Annotated in this window: 13 protein-coding genes; 4 read left to right on the top strand and 9 right to left on the bottom strand. The window is 40.1% G+C overall.

Annotation, left to right across the window (positions count from 1 at the left end):
- Positions 1 to 5 precede the first annotated feature (5 nt).
- The 8 genes from LEP1GSC199_RS04710 to LEP1GSC199_RS04675 all read right to left on the bottom strand — a co-directional run bounded on the left by LEP1GSC199_RS04710 (position 6) and on the right by LEP1GSC199_RS04675 (position 12365).
- Positions 6 to 5720, bottom strand: a complete 5715-nt coding sequence (locus tag LEP1GSC199_RS04710) for an AAA family ATPase (RefSeq protein ID WP_002978493.1) — start codon at positions 5718 to 5720, stop codon at positions 6 to 8.
- A gap of 9 nt (positions 5721 to 5729) precedes the next feature.
- Positions 5730 to 6494 carry an SDR family NAD(P)-dependent oxidoreductase gene (locus LEP1GSC199_RS04705; RefSeq protein WP_002978279.1) on the bottom strand — a complete coding sequence of 255 codons (765 nt, stop codon included), beginning with the start codon at positions 6492 to 6494 and terminating at the stop codon, positions 5730 to 5732.
- Positions 6491 to 7750 (bottom strand): AfsA-related hotdog domain-containing protein, encoded by a 1260-nt coding sequence (locus LEP1GSC199_RS04700; protein ID WP_039926154.1) that lies wholly within the window; start codon positions 7748 to 7750, stop codon positions 6491 to 6493. The genes LEP1GSC199_RS04705 and LEP1GSC199_RS04700 overlap by 4 nt, the downstream gene beginning before the upstream one ends.
- A 102-nt stretch (positions 7751 to 7852) precedes the next feature.
- Positions 7853 to 8284 carry a universal stress protein gene (locus tag LEP1GSC199_RS04695; RefSeq protein WP_002978235.1) on the bottom strand — a complete coding sequence of 144 codons (432 nt, stop codon included), beginning with the start codon at positions 8282 to 8284 and terminating at the stop codon, positions 7853 to 7855.
- Between the two features lie 131 nt (positions 8285 to 8415).
- A complete protein-coding gene (locus tag LEP1GSC199_RS04690) occupies positions 8416 to 9219 on the bottom strand; it encodes an ABC transporter permease (protein WP_002978233.1) in 804 nt (267 codons plus the stop codon).
- Entirely contained in the window at positions 9209 to 10126 is a 918-nt protein-coding gene (locus tag LEP1GSC199_RS04685) for an ABC transporter permease (RefSeq protein WP_002978252.1), read from the bottom strand. Before LEP1GSC199_RS04685 ends, LEP1GSC199_RS04690 begins: the two co-directional genes overlap by 11 nt.
- A 10-nt stretch (positions 10127 to 10136) precedes the next feature.
- Complete coding sequence (locus LEP1GSC199_RS04680; protein ID WP_002978192.1) at positions 10137 to 11162, bottom strand: ABC transporter ATP-binding protein; 1026 nt, start codon at positions 11160 to 11162, stop codon at positions 10137 to 10139.
- 33 nt (positions 11163 to 11195) lie between these two features.
- On the bottom strand, positions 11196 to 12365 hold the full coding sequence (locus tag LEP1GSC199_RS04675) for an ABC transporter substrate-binding protein (RefSeq protein WP_002978296.1): 1170 nt from the start codon (positions 12363 to 12365) through the stop codon (positions 11196 to 11198).
- Between the two features lie 139 nt (positions 12366 to 12504).
- Here LEP1GSC199_RS04675 and LEP1GSC199_RS04670 point away from each other — a divergent pair, with 139 nt between their 5' ends.
- The 4 genes from LEP1GSC199_RS04670 to LEP1GSC199_RS04655 are packed head-to-tail and all read left to right on the top strand — an operon-like array spanning position 12505 to position 18059.
- Positions 12505 to 13962 (top strand): NAD-dependent succinate-semialdehyde dehydrogenase, encoded by a 1458-nt coding sequence (locus LEP1GSC199_RS04670; RefSeq protein ID WP_002978288.1) that lies wholly within the window; start codon positions 12505 to 12507, stop codon positions 13960 to 13962.
- Complete coding sequence (gene gabT / locus LEP1GSC199_RS04665) at positions 13959 to 15248, top strand: 4-aminobutyrate--2-oxoglutarate transaminase (RefSeq protein WP_002978104.1); 1290 nt, start codon at positions 13959 to 13961, stop codon at positions 15246 to 15248. Before LEP1GSC199_RS04670 ends, gabT begins: the two co-directional genes overlap by 4 nt.
- A gap of 6 nt (positions 15249 to 15254) precedes the next feature.
- A complete protein-coding gene (locus LEP1GSC199_RS04660) occupies positions 15255 to 16700 on the top strand; it encodes a gamma-aminobutyraldehyde dehydrogenase (RefSeq protein WP_002978248.1) in 1446 nt (481 codons plus the stop codon).
- Between the two features lie 42 nt (positions 16701 to 16742).
- Positions 16743 to 18059 (top strand): DUF389 domain-containing protein, encoded by a 1317-nt coding sequence (locus LEP1GSC199_RS04655; protein WP_002978196.1) that lies wholly within the window; start codon positions 16743 to 16745, stop codon positions 18057 to 18059.
- A gap of 79 nt (positions 18060 to 18138) precedes the next feature.
- On the opposite strand, the gene LEP1GSC199_RS04650 is transcribed toward LEP1GSC199_RS04655, so the two are convergent.
- Positions 18139 to 18807: an LIC_11490 family protein gene (locus tag LEP1GSC199_RS04650; protein ID WP_232420644.1), complete on the bottom strand. Its 669-nt coding sequence runs from the start codon at positions 18805 to 18807 to the stop codon at positions 18139 to 18141.
- Positions 18808 to 18849: the final 42 nt, after the last annotated feature.

Raw genomic sequence — 18849 nt, 5'->3', positions numbered from 1 at the left:
ATGATTTATTTTCGCCGAAGTTCTAAGAGTCGAGCAAATAAAATATTGTTTTCCTTATGATAAGGGCGTCTGAGTTGGACTCTCTCGGAATAATCGAATGCCGCAGAAAAATCTCCATTTTTAAACAGTGCTTCCGCAATATAAAAGAGTGTTAGGCTGTCCGATGGATTTTTTTGGACATAGTTTACAGCAAATTCTAACGGGAACACCGACATTCGGTGTTCTGTATATAAGTAGATTTTTTGAACAGAAAGTGGTGCATCATGGATTGAATCAAAATGACCAGATATCATACGTTCCACTTCTGCCCATTTTTTCTGTTTGTAGAGAGTAAGTGCTCGCAGGTAAACAAAGTGTTTTGGATGATTGGGAGGAACATGAACCGGTGAGCCCTCTCCTGTATACTCCACTCGAATTAACGACAAATCATCTATCAATTCGCCATGACTTTTGATCGCATCCCGAATGGATTCTAAGTCACCTTGGCCTTCCAATGTAGTTTTAAGAAATAATTCATCGTCTTCATTGACCTCCATTTCAATTTCGGAGCCAATCAAAATATCATCCCGTCCATCTGATCCAATTAATAATACATCTCCTTTTTCAAGTTGAAAGGTGTTAATCTGCAGAGCTTTCTTAGATGCTAAAAGACCCAACTTCGCACAAACATAGTTATGTGGTAAGAAGAAGGTACGATACCTTCGGTAAATCACAGGCCTCGGATGTTCTGCATTTAAAAAATAGAAGAATCCAGTCTCATCATCGATCAGACAAAGAAACATGGAAATAAGCATGGAGCCGTCAAAAGTTACAAGAGTGTTGTGTAATTCAATGTATGCATTGCTGACCCATTTTTCAGGAGTTATATCTCGCACTTCATCAGACTGGCCATTTCTTTTGATGATGGCTTCAAATACTGATCCAATGACAAGAGCGCCACTTGCTCCCTGCATGGATTTACCCATTGCATCACCATTTAAAACAACAATATACTTTTTATTTTGTAACAGAATAGAAGAAGACACACATAAATCGCCACCAATTTCAGAATTCCATTGTTTGTACGAAAACTTTTTCTTTTGTTCCGTAAGAAACTGAATATTCATATTGGATGAGGTAGCAAGATTTTGCGTTAATGGTTCAATCAGTAATGAGGCCAAAAAATAATCGCCATCTTGTTGTTCCTTAAGTCCCTTAACTTCCGTTAAAGCAAAATTCAATTCTTTCGTTCGTTCATCAACTTTTTGTTCCAAATTGGTATACAAAAGAGAGTTTTCAATGGAAACAGCAATCTGTGAAGACAGGATTTTCAGAATTTCCACACGGCCAGGAGTGAAAGCATCCGTCGTAAGATTATTTTCTAAATAAACAATACCAACAACAGTTCCGTGACTTAAAATCGGATAACAGAGAAGAGATTTAGGAAGAGTTGATTTTACATAAGGGTCATTTTTAAAATCGCCCTCTCTTGCTGCATCCCCACAAATCACAACAAGTCCCGTCCTCACCACATAACCTATGATTTGTGATGGAATTTTGTTTTGATTCACATAAGCTACCGGCTGAAGAAAATCGATATCAAATGGCGATTCTGCATATACGGAAACGGATTCCTTTTCGACTTCCGACTCCGCTAAAACCTGCCAACCGGATTCCGCTTTTAGTATAAAATATCCTCTTTCCGCACCAGCATTCTCAATCAAGATTTTCATCATTTTTTCCAAAAGGCGATTGAGTTGGATTTCTCCCGAAATTGTCTGCGAGGCTTTGATGACTGTATTGATATCTAAAGTAGAGCCAACATCACCAAAAATATCTTTTGTTGTGCTAAACAAAGAAAGACTATCGGTCGAATCTGTTCGAAAATTTCTTCCAATATATTTTTTCAGAGAAACATGATCCAATTCTAGTTGTTTCACTTTAGATAAAAAACCATACTTCCCATACCGGTAATGTGCTTCCACCAAATGTAAGTTACTATATTGTTCAAACCCTGTTTCTTTCCACATTCTAACTAAAAACTCATTCGCAAGTGCCTCTTCCAGTATATAACTTGATTCACGAGCTAAGGAGATCGCCGCCTTACATGCAATCACCGCTTGCGTTTTTTGGTTCGCCAAATATAATAATAATGCAGAAATGATATGGTATTTATGTCCAAAATTTTCTGGAGAACTCTTTGCCCAAACCTTCATTCGCTTTTCGAATCTACTTAACCTTTTTTTAAGTGATGATTTTGTGGTTCCAGCAGGAAATTTGTTATCTATAATTAACGCAAACGATACAAGAGCACCAAGAAAAACATGTTCAGGGACAAACATCATCCCGAACATTGCACCTTCTAATGAATCTAGTTTTGTTGAATATTCATATGCCTTTTCTTTATCACCAAGAAAATATTCAATTCGCAACTTACATAAATAATAATCAAAAAGAGCATTGGCATTTCCTGTAGATATCCATTCAGAAACAGTTTCAGTTTCCGAAAAATATCGACCTTCCAAATTCATTGGATCAGGAGACTCTCCTCTCATATTTTCAACTAATTGGAGATTCAAACGATGTACCTGATAGGCATGGTTTTGCCGCAGACTCAATAGAGAAGAATCATAACGAAGTTGACTTTTATATAAATCGTCTAGATTTTCACGAAACAATAAACCTTGGAAGTGGATATTATTCAGTGAATAAGATGAGTATTGTAAATCACCAGTTTCCATTCCTGCGAGAAAACTATCCCAAAATATTGAACGGCCATCTCTTGCATGATTTTTCCAAGGGGCAATCATACTTGCGAACATAAATAACGTTCGGCAGCGAAATGCTTTTGCATCTAAAGTTTCAAGTAAACGAACACCTAACTGACCAAACTTTAGACCATCCTCATAATTTCCCAAACCCGATCCCTGGATTACACCCATCGCACAAAATCCGAAAGCACTGATCTCACACAGGCCATATCGTAAAGTGTGGTTGACCAATTTGAGAACGATAACGGGAAATAAATTTGGCTCTGCTAAAAATGAAGGAGCAATACATGCATTCAGAAGACGCATGATTGCAAGATACTTGGGATCTTCCGAGATCGGTAGATGTTCTAAACTTTCAATAGACCTATGACCCAATTTAAATTTAAACTTTAAAATCTCCCGGAAAGGAGACAAAGGTCCGGCTTTTTTAGGCAACCGAACCCCAATAAGCTTTAACGCTTGTTTTAAGGTTTCCAATACCTCTTTCATCTTGTTCTGCGTTACAAGCATAGAAGATTGTAGCTCATAAACTAAAATTTTATCTAAGTCATTTCGAACAAAACTAAGTATATAGTTAAAACTCTTCTCCGCAGCTTCAAAATTCTTTGAAAGATACGCAGACCTTGCATAAGCCAAATGGAGTTTTAATGTATTTTCGTAATCTGTCCTCCATTCATCATCTGTCATGAGTCCCGACATCCGATCAAAGAATGTAAATGCAGCATCATAAGCAGATGAATTTAAAGCTTTAAAACCTGCTTTTTCATTTAAAATTCGTAACTCAGCTAACTCCTCGTTTCCCTTCATTTGGGAAGCACCCAAATTCAATTGGTTTACAATGGTAAACAGATGGTCTTCAAGTTTATATTTATACAAAATAGAGAGATATGTTTTCCCTATTTTATAATGTAGTTTTGCTTTTTCCTCGGGTAAAATGATTTTATAAATTGCTTCTCGAATTTTATCATGGGTAAAATTTGCATCCTCCATTCCTAGAATCAAAAATTCTTCGTTGGCCAGGGCCACCAAATCCATGGATGCCTTATGGAATGGCCTCTCGGCAATCGTAGCATATATATCATGGCGAAACCAGTTTCCGATACACGCTGTTAATTTCAACGCTTCAATTAATTCATCAGATTGAAGATTGATTTTATCAATGATTAAATCGATGACATTATCAGAGATATTAACTGAATCAATTTTATCTTTATCCCAAGACCAATGATCTTCCGCAAAATAGATATAAGACCTTTCGTAGAGGTTCTTAAACATTTCATTGACGTGAAATGGATTTCCTTTTGTTTTTTTCCAAAGTACTTCCGCAATAGGTCGAATCTCAGATTCTGGAACCACTAGAGTTTCAGAAACAAGTAAAGCAACGTCTCGCTCTCGAAGTGGCTCTAATTGAATTTCAGTAATTGGCACCTGAATTTCACGTAACTCTTCCAATAATCTAAAAAATGGATCGGTTGGTAATACTTCATTGTCACGATAAGACAATATAATAAAGAAATGAGAAATCTCTGGATCTGTCAGAACTTCCTTCAATAACAATATACTGGAAGAATCCGCCCATTGCATATCATCCAAAAATAAAACAACAGGATGTTCTTTTGTGCAAATGGTCCTAAGAAACTTTCGAAACACCAAGTGGAACCGATTTTCCGTTTCCAAACTATCGAGTTCTGGTGGGTTCAGAGCTTCACCTAACAGTTGCGATAACTCAGGAACAACGTCAATAATTAGTTTCGCATTAACGCCAAGGGCTTCAGAAATTATTTTTTTCCATTCTTTTACAGAAGATTCACTTTCAGACAATAGTTGTCGAACAAGCCCTTGTAACGCTAAGTTAATGGCTCGGTAAGGGATCGATTTTTTATATAAATCAAATTTCCCAGAAGTAAAGTACGCCTTTTCTCTTGTAACTGGTTTTTGAATTTCATTGATTAGAGCAGATTTGCCAATCCCCGAACGTCCAGAGATAAGAAAGATTTCAATCCGACCTTCTGTGGCATCCAGAAATTTTTCTTCGAAAACCTGGAGTTGGGTTTCTCTTCCATATAATTTTTTTGGAATTTGAAATCTTGATGATTTATCATTTTTTGCTAGTTCCATTTGGAACTGGTCTAAGGAATCACGTCCATTTTCCAAAAGAACGGATTGAATTGCCGAAAGATCAGAAAGTAAACCCGTCGCCGTTTGGTAACGATCTTCAGGGTTTTTCTCCAAAAGTTTCATAATCAAATCGGAGACTATCTTTGGAGCACCACTTCTTTCCTTAGGTGAAAGTGGAGTTTTGGCAAGATGGGCATGCACCATTTCCAAACTATCTGTATATAAAAACGGAAGGTCACCCGTGATTAACTGATATAAGGTGACACCAAACGAATAGAAATCTGTCCTGTAATCAACAGTGCGATTCATCCGACCAGTTTGTTCTGGAGAAATATGTGCGAGGGTTCCCGTAAGATTCTGGTTCATCGGGAGATAAAAACTTCTATGGGTCAAAAGAGTTGCTGAACCAAAATCAATGATTTTTAGCGCACCAGTATCTGGATTATAAATTATGTTTTGAGCTTTGATATCATTGTGAACAATCTTTGCTTTATGAATATCAGCAAGCGCTCGACAAACTTCGATAGCAATATTCAAAAAAGTGGCTATATTACTATATTTTCCACTTAACTGCAATTTGGCGAGATCGGTATAAGCAACATTGGGAAATACAATCGCAACTGTGTTCTGGTAGGATTCTAATTCCAAAGGCCTAAGTGTGTATATAGAATCAATCGATCGGAGTATTTCAAATTCATTTTTAAAGCGAGTGATTTCATGATTATCAGGATAATCGCGATTCAATAATTTGATTACGACGGGGCTACCTGTCGCAGATTCCCCCGCATAAACAGAACTTCTTTTGCCTAAGTGAAGTTCCTTGATTGCTTTATATTTTCCTACAGTAAACAATGGGTTTCCTTATCTAGCAGTTTTGCCACCGTCAACCGGTATCACTGCTCCAGTGATAAAAGAAGCTCCATCGGAAGAGAGCCATACACAAGTTTTTGCAACTTCCTCTGGTGTTGCCATTCTACCTAAAGCATAAGATTTCATTCTTTCCTTTTTTACTTCTTCTGGGTTCGAGACATTAGCATAAAATACATCATCCATTTCTGTTTGGATCCCACCCGGACAGAGCGCCACCACACGAATCCCAGAAGAACCATATTCCAATGCCGCTGACTTGGTGAGCCCAATGATTCCATGTTTTGTCATTGAATAAGGACCTGCTTTTTCTTTTCCTCGAACACCGAGTGCTGAAGATACATTGATGATGACTCCACCTTTCCCTTGAATTAAAAACTGTTTTAGTTCAAATTGCATAGAGAGGAAGGTTCCTTTTAGATTTACATCCATTACAGAATCAAATATATCTAATGGATAATCAGCCGTTGCTTTCAAAACTCCAGAGATCCCTGCGTTGTTCACTGCAACATCGATGGAACCATATTTAGTGACAATTGATTCAACGAAATTACGAACTGCTTCCGATTGTGTGACATCGCAACGAACAAACATTCCAGTGCCACCTTGTTTTTCAAGAAGAGCCAAGGTTTCTTCCCCTTCTTGTTTTCGCCTTCCGCAAAATCCAACCACATAACCAGCGTTTGCAAATTCTAAAACAATAGACCTTCCGAGTCCAGAAGTTCCACCGGTTACTAGTGCTACTTTTTTTCCACTCATTGGATTTCCCTTTCTTCGATCAAACGTCCGTAACGATTGATTGCTTCCTTTACATTTGCCCGATCTAGTTCGGAAATCGATTCAAAACGAAAACCGGCAAAGAAGGTGTCTTCATTATTATCGTCTTCTTTGACCCATAATAAAATACAAGTTCCATGAACAAAACCGACAATATCAAAATGCATAAAAAATTCGAGTTGTTGGCTATGGGCCAAATCACCAGGTAGGATCCCTGAGCAGCGCACCATAAACCCAGAATTAGATATATTTTCTATCGTTGAAACAATATTACGCCCATTTTCCCTGACCGAGATATTGTTTTTGAACTGATCCATAATTCGAAATCTTGGATCAATTTCATATACTTCTTCCTGTGTGCTTTTTAAGCGTTTGTAGACTTTTAAAGGCAGGATACTCGCAGCCATTTCGATTTTTGTAATCTCTTGGTTTTCCTGGTAGGCAGTAATTTCCAATTTCGAGTAGTTCCAATAACCAGATTTACTGTTTTTGGTCTCGATGGCTTTAGCTCGCAACTTGATAGGCATATTCATCTTGGCATACTGGAAAAACTCAGAGTTTAAATATAACAATAAAAAGGTGACTCCGTCAAACGGAACCTTTCCATATATATGGTTGCAAGCAATTCCAAATTGCCTAGCGGCCTCCACAATTTGCATTCCGGAAATATGTTTTAGATTGGGTGGAGAAAAAAACTTATGCTCTGCGGGAACATAAAGGTTCGCAAAAAAAGTATCTTTTTTTGGAATCTCCTCAATTGGCTCAAAGATTGCAGAGATCTTTGACTTCTCTACATTACCAACATAATAGTCCCGACGTTTAATGATCTGAAGGATTCGAATTTCATCTGATTCGGTGACTTTATCATTTAGAACATACTGTTGTAATTCCGTATCAAAATGATAGAAGGTACCGATGAAATCTTTTTGTGTATCATCAATCCCTGCTTCTTTTAAAATTCTTTCCGCAGATTCTTTTCGAATACGATAAGGAATTGTTTTGAGTTGATAATAATTCCCACTAGTATCTTGTCTTTTTGCATAGTATTGTAGCAGAAAGTCAATTTCTTCGCTGTTCAGTTTAGGGAAGACATGTTCTTCCATGACAACAGTCGTTATCATTCGAGGGAGTGCTCTTCGAATGTTCGAAACAAAACTGTCGTCTTGGTAATACGTTCTTGTATATCGTTTGTCGAGAGGCAAAACTGCGGGGAGTTCTTCTTTTTCAAAAACCATTATTTGTATCAACCGGAAATCTACTTTAGGATTAGTCCGTAGATTCCGATACGATACAATTCAGCGCAACTAATTTAACAACGATTTGACAAATTTATGTTGAATTCACCTAACAACCGTTACAGAGCAAGGTGCGTAATGTACAACTCGATCAGATACACTACCCATAATGAATCTTCCAAGAATTCCATGGCCCCTACTACCGATCACAATCAAATCTGCCTTTTCTTTTTCGGCAAGTTTACATATTTCTTCCGCAGGATATCCTTCTATTACAACACGTTCCCATTTCACGGAAGTTTCATCTAAAATAGGGTGTATTTTTTCAAAACGTTGCTCAGAGATCCACTTCACTCGATCTTTGCCTACCGGAGCCGCATCATAATAACCAGGGAGAGGACCAAAATCCTCAACTACTTCAACGACATAACATTTAGCATTACTTGCCTTTGCAATTGCCAAACCAAATTCCAACGCTTTAGCAGAACTCGGTGAACCATCGATCGGGATGATCAGCTTTTGAATCAATTTTTCCATTTCAAAAGTCTACCACTTTCTAGAATTTGGGAAAGTGAAATTCCGTTGATAATTGTCAAAATACGCAAAACTGTAACAGTTTCTAAATTGGTTCGAGAGACTTACATAACGATTCAAGAATTAAGTAGGAGTTACTTTTTCCCACCTTCATCTTCTTTGGTTAAGTAATAAGCTACAAGTATTGGTAATGTTGTCACAAGAATGACAAAAACCGCAACCACATTGGTCACAGGCCTCTGCCTTGGTCGAATGAATTCTGTTAACATCCAAATGGGAACCGTGGATTGTTGGCCCGCCGTAAATGTTGTCACAATCACTTCATCAAATGATAATGCGAATGACAACATCCCACCAGCTAACAATGCCGTAGCGATATTTGGTAAAATGACAAATCGAAATGTTTGCCATGGATTGGCACCTAAATCCATAGATGCTTCCACCATCGAATGTGAGCTCCGACGAAGTCTCGCCAGTACGTTGTTGTATACAGTCACAACACAAAATGTTGCGTGTGCAATGACAATGGTCCATGTACTAAAAGGAATTCCAAAAAGTGACATGGCCGATCGTAACGAAATACCGGTTACAATCCCAGGCAAAGCAATTGGTAAAATCACTAAAAAGGAAATCACTTCCCTTCCAAAAAATTTGCTACGATAGACAGCAAGGCATGCCAAGGTTCCAAGAACAATAGCTAGAATCGTAGAAATGGTAGCGACTTGTGAAGAAAGAATGATGGCTTCCCAAATGTCATTCCTCTCCCAAGCAACTCCAAACCATTTGAGAGTGAACCCAGGTAAGGGAAATTGAAATGTTTTTTCATCAGTAGAGAATGCATACATGATGATGATAAAAATTGGTATGTGGATAAAAAGAAAACCAAGGATGGTTGCCAGTTTTAATCCGATGGTTCCGAAATTCCATTTAGAGGGCATCGAAAGCTCCTAATCGTTTGGCAATCATAAGATAAACCATCATGATAATAATCGGTATCATAGAAAAGGCTGCCGCCAAAGGAATGTTCCCTGCTGTTCCTTGGTGGGTGTAAACCGCCATTCCTATAAAGTAACTAGAATTACCAATAATGGTAGGGATGATATAATCACCTAATGTAAGTGAGAAGGTAAAAATCGAACCTGCCACCACTCCCGGAAATGCCAATGGCAAAACCACTTTACGAAAGGTTTGGGCCGGTCCTCCACCTAAATCGGAAGAGGCTTCGAGCAGTGACTTAGGAATTCGTTCCAAAGAGGCCTGGATGGGAAGGATCATATAAGGAAGCCAAATATAAACAAAAACCAAAAACATCCCAATGTAAGAAAACGATAATGAGGTTCCCCCAATCACAGGTAACGAAAGGATGGCATCTAAAAGATGCAGGAGTCCAAGTTCTTCCAAACACCAAGTGAGGATTCCTTCTTTTGCCATAATGAGTTTCCAAGAATATACTTTCACAAGATAACTCGACCAAAGTGGCAACATCACTCCTAAATAAAGAATGGGTTTTAGTTTTGGGCCTGCATACATCGCCATATAATAAGCAATGGGAAAAGCAATGATGGCACTCACAACAGTAACAGTAAAGGCCATGGTTGTGGTACGAATGATGATATCCCAATTCGTACTCTGACGAAACAAGTCATAATAGGATTCTAAAGTAAACTCGCGTTTGATCACTCCAGAAAAAGAATCAATGGAGAAAAAACTCTGGATAAGGAGTGTAAAAAGCGATCCCAAATACACAACACCAAGCCAAATGAGAAGCGGTGCGAGTAACAAAAAAATCGCAAGGCCTTTTCGATAAAAAAGAAATGTAAAAAACTTATCAAAGGTGGTTGTCATTTACAAACCCTTAAAGTAAATGCATGTCAGAATCTTTCCAACCCACAAGCACTTCCGAACCAACAGCAATATATTCTGCTGATATTTTTAAGTTTTGTGTAGAGGCAATGATCCGTGAACCAGCAGGTGTTTCGAAATGCATTTTGGAAGTGGCACCTGAATACACTTGGCTTTTGAGAATTGCTTTAAAGGTTCTATATCCTGTGGAATGGTTGTCCTCTTTTGCGTTGGCAAATACATGGACACGTTCTGGACGAATCATTCCCTTTCCTGTTTGGCCAGTCAATCGTTTGGTTTCCTCTAAAGTGAGAATATTGGAAGTTCCTACAAAGTTTGCGACAAACTCAGTTTTTGGGCGGTCATACAATTCTTCTGGGGTGGCAATTTGTTCCACCTTACCTTTATTAAAGACGGCGATTCGATCTGACATAGAAAGTGCTTCTTCTTGGTCGTGGGTGACAAAGATAAAAGTGATCCCCACTTCTTTTTGGATGGCCTTGAGTTCTAATTGCATCTCTTCTCTGAGTTTTAAATCAAGAGCGCCGAGTGGTTCATCGAGAAGTAGTACTCCGGGCCGATTGATCAGAGCTCGTGCAAGTGCAATCCTTTGCCTTTGCCCCCCAGAGAGTTCAGAAGGTTTGCGGTTTCCCACATCAGGAAGGCGCACCATAGAAAGCATTTCCGATACTCTTTTGGTAATTTCATTAGTAGGGTGTTTTTTAATTTTTAACCCATAACCCACATTTTCAGCCACTGTCATATGAGGGAATAAAGCATAGTCTTGAAAGACTGTATTCACATTTCTTTTGTAAGGTGGGATGCCTGTAACATCAACACCTTCCAAAAGAACCCTTCCTGAAGTTGTATCTTGAAATCCTGCCACCATACGGAGGCAGGTAGTTTTGCCCGATCCGGAAGGGCCTAACATCGAAAAGAATTCACCTTTTCTAATCCCAAAGGAGACATCATCCACCGCTATAAATTGGTCGAATTTCCTTGTTACATTTTGAAATTCAACATCGTAAACTTGGTCCATTCCTTCTCCTTCAGTATTCTATGATGTTAAGATCTATTTACTTCCAATAATGGAAATATAATCTTCAGCCCATTTTTTGTAAGGTATACATTTTCTTCCACCCGAACAATCTTCTTTTGGAGTTCTCCAAAAAGAGATTTTTTCAAAGTTATTGAATCCGTTTACGGCACAACCAGTGTCCCCAAGTAAAGCGTTCCCTTTACAAGCAGATGGAACAGACGGAACAGATCCAAACCAAGAAGCAAGGTCACCTTGTACTTTTGGAGAAAGGGAATGTTCTAACCATTTGTAAGCACAGTTTACATGTTTTGAATCTTTGTGTAACATGGTGCTATCTGCCCAACCGGTTGCTCCTTCTTGTGGAACGACAGATGCTACAGGTTGTTTTTCGCTCACAAGTAGGTTTACTTGGAATGGCCATGTAGAAGATGCAACTAATCCTTCTTTTTTAAAGTCATCCACTTGCACCATCGCATCATGCCAATACTTAGGAACGAGTTGTCTTTGTTTTTTCAAAAGTTCAATGACAGCAGTGTATTGTTTTTCATCCAATTCATAAGGATCTTGGATTCCGAGTTCTGGTTTTGCTTGTTTTAAATACAATGCAGCATCGGCAATGTAGATTGGACCATCAAAGGCTTGTACGCGACCTTTGTTTGATTTTCCATCAGGTAAAACTTGTTCCTCAAAAACAACATTCCAACTAGTAGGGGCTTTTTTGAAAACCTTAGTGTTGTACATAAGTACGTTCGGACCCCATTGGTAAGGTACTCCGAAATGTTTTCCTTCCACTGTATGCCAAGGAGCATTTTGCAAACGAGAATCTACATTTTTCCAACTAGGGACCAAATCCGTATTGATTTCTTGGACCTTTCCACCGGCAACCAAACGTAACGATGCATCACCAGAGGCAGTGACGAGATCAAACCCACCTTCATTCATGAGTGCTACCATCTCATCAGATGTAGCGGCAGTTTTTACATTTACTTTACAGCCAGAACTTTTTTCAAATTCAGTGACCCAATCATATCCTTTGTCTGTTTCACCACGTTCAATGTATCCCGGCCAAGCTACGATGGAAACTTCTCCCTCGCCTTGCCCGATTTCGGAAACCTTTGTTTCTTTTTTGCCGCAGGCAACCGTGAAAGCGATTGCGAGAACTGCTACAGAAAAAATCACTCGTTTGTATGAATCGAATTTCATAAACCTATGTGCTCCTGGTTTTACTTATGTCAGTGATTTAGATACCAAAAACCCAAAATTAAGCAACCACTTCCTAGGTTTTCAAAAAAAAGGTAGGAATTTTTAGGAGCTGGTATTTCGATGAAAGCACAGGTTTGGTATGAAATACATCAAAGACAAAGACCTTTTTCGACAAGAAAACTACATTGGCGGGGTTTGGTGCCCTGCAGAAAACAAAAAAGAAATTTTAGTCCATAACCCCGCAAGTGGTGAAGTGATTGGAAACATTCCTCACTCCACAGAAAAAGATACAAGTCGCGCCATTCGTTCGGCTAAAGAAGCTCTCAAGGATTGGAAAACGCGACCCGCAAAAGAAAGAGCCGGAATTTTACGCAAATGGTTCCAACTTATAATGGACAACCAAGAAGATTTGGCTCTGATCATGACCCAAGAACAAGGGAAGCCACTAACAGAAGCTAGTGGAGAGATCGCTTATGCTGCCTCTTACATCGAATGGTTTGGCGAAGAGGCAAAACGTTCGTATGGTGATATCATCCCTTCACACAGAAAAGACACAAGAATCCTTGTATTAAAGGAACCGATTGGAGTTGTGGGAACCATCACTCCTTGGAATTTTCCGGCAGCCATGCTTGCAAGAAAAGTAGCGCCAGCCCTCGCAGCTGGTTGCACTGTTGTTTCCAAACCGGCAGAACTTACTCCCTACTCGGCACTTGCCATGGCAGTCCTTGCCGAAAGAGCAGGACTTCCCAAAGGCGTCTGGAACGTGTTAGTTGGTGACCCCATCGCCATAGGGAAAACCATTTTAGAAAGTAAAGAAGTTCGTAAACTAAGTTTTACTGGTTCCACAAAGACTGGAATTTATCTCATGGAAAAATCAGCAGCTACTTTGAAAAAACTTTCACTGGAGCTCGGTGGAAATGCTCCCTTTATTGTTTTTGAAGATGCCGACATTGAGGAGGCCGTTAAGGGCGCCATGCTTTCGAAATATAGAAACACGGGACAAACTTGTGTTTGTGTAAACCGCTTTCTTGTCCAGGCCTCCGTTGCCGAAGCTTTTGCAAAGAAGTTGGCCGAAAAAGCCAAGGAACTCGTGGTAGCCAATGGTATGGAACCCAATGCCCAACAAGGCCCACTTATTAATGAGGCGGCTCTGGAAAAAGTAAAATCGCATATCCAAGATGCCGTTTCCAAAGGAGCAAAAATTCTGACTGGTGGGCAGGAACACAGCCTCGGAGGGAATTTTTTTGAGCCGACTGTCCTTTATCCTGTAAACTCCTCCATGGTTGTGACAAAGGAAGAAACCTTTGGACCAGTTTCGTGTATCCAAACCTTCCAAACTGAAGAGGAAGCCATCCATTTGGCAAATGACACCGACTTTGGACTCGCATCCTATTTGTATACAAAGGACATAGCTCGCATTTTTAGAGTCGCAGAACAACTAGAATACGGGATGGTGGGAATTAATGAAGGATTAATTTCTTCAGAACAAGTCCCTTTCGGGGGTGTTAAATTTTCTGGAATGGGACGAGAAGGTTCCAAATACGGACTCGATGATTATACAGTAACCAAATATCTCTGCCTCGGAGGAATCACATGACAGGCAATCAAAAACAAACCAACCAAACTCTATGGGAAAGAAGACTTGCAAACGTTCCGAGAGGTGTTACAACCGCCTATCCAGCGTTTGCCGAAAGAGCCAAAAATGCAGAAATTTGGGACATTGAAGGAAAAAGATTCATCGACTTCGGTGGTGGGATTGGAGTTCAAAATACAGGGCACTGCCATCCAAAAGTGGTTGCTGCCATCCACAAACAAGTGGATCAAGTTTTGCACACGGCTTTCCAAATTATGCCTTATGAATCCTATATCGTTCTTTGCGAAAAACTAAACGCCAAAGCGCCGATTGAGGGTGGAGCCAAAACCATTCTTTTTTCTTCTGGGGCCGAAGCCTTAGAAAACGCAGTGAAAATTGCAAGGGCCGCTACGGGAAGGCCGGGAATTATCAGTTTTCTCGGTGGGTTTCACGGACGAACCATGATGGCACTTGCCCTTACAGGAAAAGTGGTTCCTTATAAAAAAGGATTTGGTCCTTTCGCAAGCGACGTTTACCACATTCCTTTTCCGATGGAATACCATGGGGTCACAGAAGACGATTCCATAAAAGCTCTAAACAATTTATTTAAAGCCGACATTGATCCTTCTCGTGTGGCAGCCATTGTCATCGAACCCGTGCAAGGTGAAGGTGGATTTTATATTGCCTCTCCTTCTTTCTTAAAAAAACTAAGGACCATTTGTGATGAACATGGAATCCTTCTGATTGCCGATGAAGTACAATCCGGATTTGCAAGAACGGGAAAACTTTTTGCCATTGAACATTCTGGAATCAAACCAGACCTCATCACCACTGCAAAATCACTCGCAGCCGGAATGCCCCTTTCTGCTGTGATTGGAAAAACATCCATTATGGATGCAGTAGAACCTGGTGGGCTCGGGGGAACTTATGCAGGTAACCCCGTGGCTTGTGCTGCAGGGATTGCGGTCATGGATCTCATCGAAGAAGAAGGGATTTTAGAAAAATCAGTCAAACTCGGCAAAATGTTAATCACCGAACTAAACGAAATCAAAAAATCCTATCCTCACATTGGCGAAATACGCGGGTTAGGTGGCATGGTGGCATTTGAGCTCGTAGAAAATGGAGATGCAAACAAACCTTCGGCTGATTTGGCAAAAAAACTCACTGCCAAAGCCTTGGAACATGGTCTAGTTCTTCTTTCTTGTGGCGTGTATGGAAACGTGATTCGAATTCTCGTTCCGATTACGGCAGAAGAGTCCATTGTCAAAGAAGGCCTCGCGATCATAACAAAATCACTAAAGGAAATTTAAGTCAGTATGAAAGAATTTAAACTTTGGATTGATGGGAAGTGGGCAAATTCCAATGGCGGGAGTCTTATGGACATCGAAGATCCAGCCACAGGCAAAAAAATTGCCAAAGTCATAGACGCAAGTAAGGCCGATGTAGACAAAGCCGCAAAGGCCGCTCACAAAGCTTTTTATGATGGAAGATGGTCTGGGATCACACCGGCAGAACGTTCCAAAGCCCTTTGGAAATTGGCAGATCTTTTGGAAGAAAAAACCAAAGAATTTGCAAAAGCCGAATCACTGAATGCAGGAAAACCTTATAAAAATTTGAGCCTCGCCGGAGACATTCCTTTTGCTGTAGATAACATTCGTTTTTTTGCCACAGCGGCTCGTGATGTACACGGAAGTCGTGCAAACGAATACCAACCGGGTTATACATCCATCCTTCGCCGGGAACCAGTCGGTGTTGTGGGTCAAATTGCACCTTGGAACTATCCCTTACTTATGGCCGTTTGGAAATTTGGACCGGCCCTTGCTGCGGGTTGCACCGTGATTTTAAAACCGGCCCCCGGAACACCAATCACCTCACTCATGTTAGCCGAACTTACAAAAAAAGCCGGAATCCCTGATGGGGTGATCAATATCATCACTGGTGGCAATGCCACAGGCCAAGCCATCGTAGACCATCCTCTGGTTCGTATGGTTTCTCTTACCGGTTCGACGGGAACGGGAAAAAATATTATGAAGTCGGCGGCAGATTCTCTCAAACGAGTGCATTTAGAACTCGGTGGGAAAGCCCCACTCCTTGTATTTGATGATGTGGATATCAATCAGTTTGCCGCCAAAGCAACGTTTGGTGCCACTTGTAACTCAGGACAAGACTGTACGGCCGCCACAAGAATCCTTGTTCCCAAGGCCTTACAGAAGAAAATTACCGATGCCGTTTTGGATGCGATGAAAGCCGTAAATGTGGGAGATCCCTTTAATGACAAAACAGAAATGGGTCCTCTCATTTCTGCCATCCACCGCGAACGCGTTTTAGGTTTTATGGATCGTGCCAAAAAACAAGGGGCCAAAATTCTAACCGGTGGTGTGATTCCCAAAGGCCTAGACAAGGGATATTTTTTTGCACCCACAGTCATCGCCGATGTAAAACAAAACTTTGATGTAGTACAAAACGAAATCTTTGGGCCAGTGCTTACCATCCAATCTTATGAAAAAGAAGAAGAAGGAATCCGACTCGCAAACGATGTCCAATACGGGCTTGCTTCTTCGATTTGGACTAAGGATATAGCGCGCGCTATGCGAGTTGCCAAACAATTTGAATTTGGAACCGTTTGGATCAATGACCACTTACCACTGGCTTCAGAAACACCGCATGGTGGATTCAAACAATCGGGATTTGGAAAGGATTTGTCAATCGAGTCGGTAGGTGATTATTTAATCACCAAACATGTCATGGTGGGTGGGGTTTAAAAACTTAATTGCAAACAAAGACAATCGGATGTCTAAGACACTATGGTATCCCCAAAGAATCCGATTGTTTCCTTTTTTTTATGGTTGGCTCCAAGGTTCCATCTACTCGACGACCTAGATAGACCGGGCACCATAGAATCCGTTCAAAAAGGAGCCGAGTTAACTGGCTCCAATTTGTGGACTTTGATTTTTGCCATTTTCATTGCAAGTATTGGTCTCAACGTCAACTCCACCGCGGTCATCATTGGGGCAATGCTTGTATCACCTCTTATGGGCCCGATCGTTGGGATTGGATTTGCCGCAGCCACGAACGACTTTGAAAGCTTAAAAAAATTCCTACGTACTTTAGCTGTGGCAACATTTGCGAGCATTGCGACCTCATTTCTTTATTTTTCTCTCTCCCCTATTGATGAAGCCCAATCAGAGTTATTAGCCAGAACCTCTCCGACAATTTATGATGCTCTTATTGCAATCTTTGGAGGAGCCACGGGTATCATTGCCAACACAAGAAAAGAAAAAGGAACTGCCATTGCGGGTGTTGCCATTGCCACAGCTCTGATGCCCCCTCTTTGCACAGCAGGTTATGGACTATCGCAAGGGAACTGGTCTTATTTTTTTGGTGCTACTTATCTTTTTTTAATCAATTCCATCTTCATTGCGATCACTACCTTTGTCTTTGTTCGGTATATGGAGTTTTCAAAAGTGGATTGGGGTTTGTACAAGGACAAAGAAAGGAAGGTAAAAATTTACTTAACTATCTTTGCGCTCGTTGTGGTCATTCCCTCGGTTTTTACAGCTTACCAAATTGTGAGAACCTCTTACTTCAAAGGAAAAGCGGAAGAATTCATTCGCAAAGAAATATTAACCGAGAACCGAAGAGCCTTGGAAAAAGAAATCGGATATACAGAACGAAAAATTGAACTAACGATTATTGGGTCAAAAATCGATCCAAACCAAGAAAAAGAATTACAAAACAAATTAAAGTATTATAACCTAGCAAATGCTAAACTAATCATCCACCAAGATCTTTCTTCCACAAATATTGATCATTTAAAATTCGAAATCCTTTCTGAAATTTACAAAAACCAAATGGTAATGGGGCATTCGAGCACAGAAATGATCTCAAAAGAAATTCAAATATTTTTCCCTCATTTGGTATCTGCTAGCTTTGCAAAAACCAAAAAATTTGATATGAATCAAAACTCTTATAGGGATACAAATCTTTTTGACTCAGAATGGACAAAACTCCCTACAGAGGACCAAAAGAATAAGTTGGAACAGTACATTCAGTTGCGAACCGGTGAAAAACAAATTGAATTGATTACAAGAGAAGTTTCTAAATCTAGAATCGATTTCTAAAGAACCAAAAACATTATAGTTTGAATTTCAGTGGTGATTTGTTATTTTAAAAAGTGGTGGAAACAATCTTTTTTAATTTTTAAACTAAAGCAGCTTGTTTTAGAAAGTCTTTGAATGTATCGATGTCTTTTGTAAAAAATACAGGTTTTGGGGCCTTTGTATCCTTCAAAAGAAATACAATCCCTTGGTTATGTAGGACCACTTGTTCCAATTCTTCGGGAGTGTAGGTGTAGGTTACATTTCCGGAATGAAATAAAAACTTTCCATTTTCCTCACGTAAACTTCCCGAACCAATTCGTTTGAAATTTTTTAGTCCATCTTCCAGCGAATCGATATCAGAAGATTCCTCACCAAACGTAAGTTTACCGGAATAATCCAAAAACAAAGTCCCTTCAATTTGGAATCTGCTTTCTTTAGGAGTCGGTGGTTCTTGTTCCAAACTTCCATCCCCTGTTGGGAGCAGAACTTCGGATTTTTGGACCACAGAAGGTGTCACTTCTTCGGGCAAAGAATAGGAAATATGACGGTCATCAGAAATCGCACGTTCTTTTCGGATTCGTTCATCCAGTTGGGGAGACACCGAGGGGCCTTGGGGCATTCGGTACTGGCCAGAGCCCTGTGCTTTTCGTGGTGGGTATGCCGTAGGTTTCGATTTCTGCGGAGAAAGGGCTACGTACAAGAAACATAGGACACCCACAAGAATCATAGCAAATGCAGCAAACAACATACTACCTACATTATCTTGCAAAACGACGAATCCCTTGATTACATTTTTTCTTTACAAGGGTTT

Origin of the sequence: Leptospira vanthielii serovar Holland str. Waz Holland = ATCC 700522, assembly GCF_000332455.1 — a bacterium.
GTDB lineage: Bacteria > Spirochaetota > Leptospiria > Leptospirales > Leptospiraceae > Leptospira_A > Leptospira_A vanthielii.
Note: the sequence above shows the minus strand (reverse complement) of the source record. Positions and strands in the feature narration are given on the sequence as shown.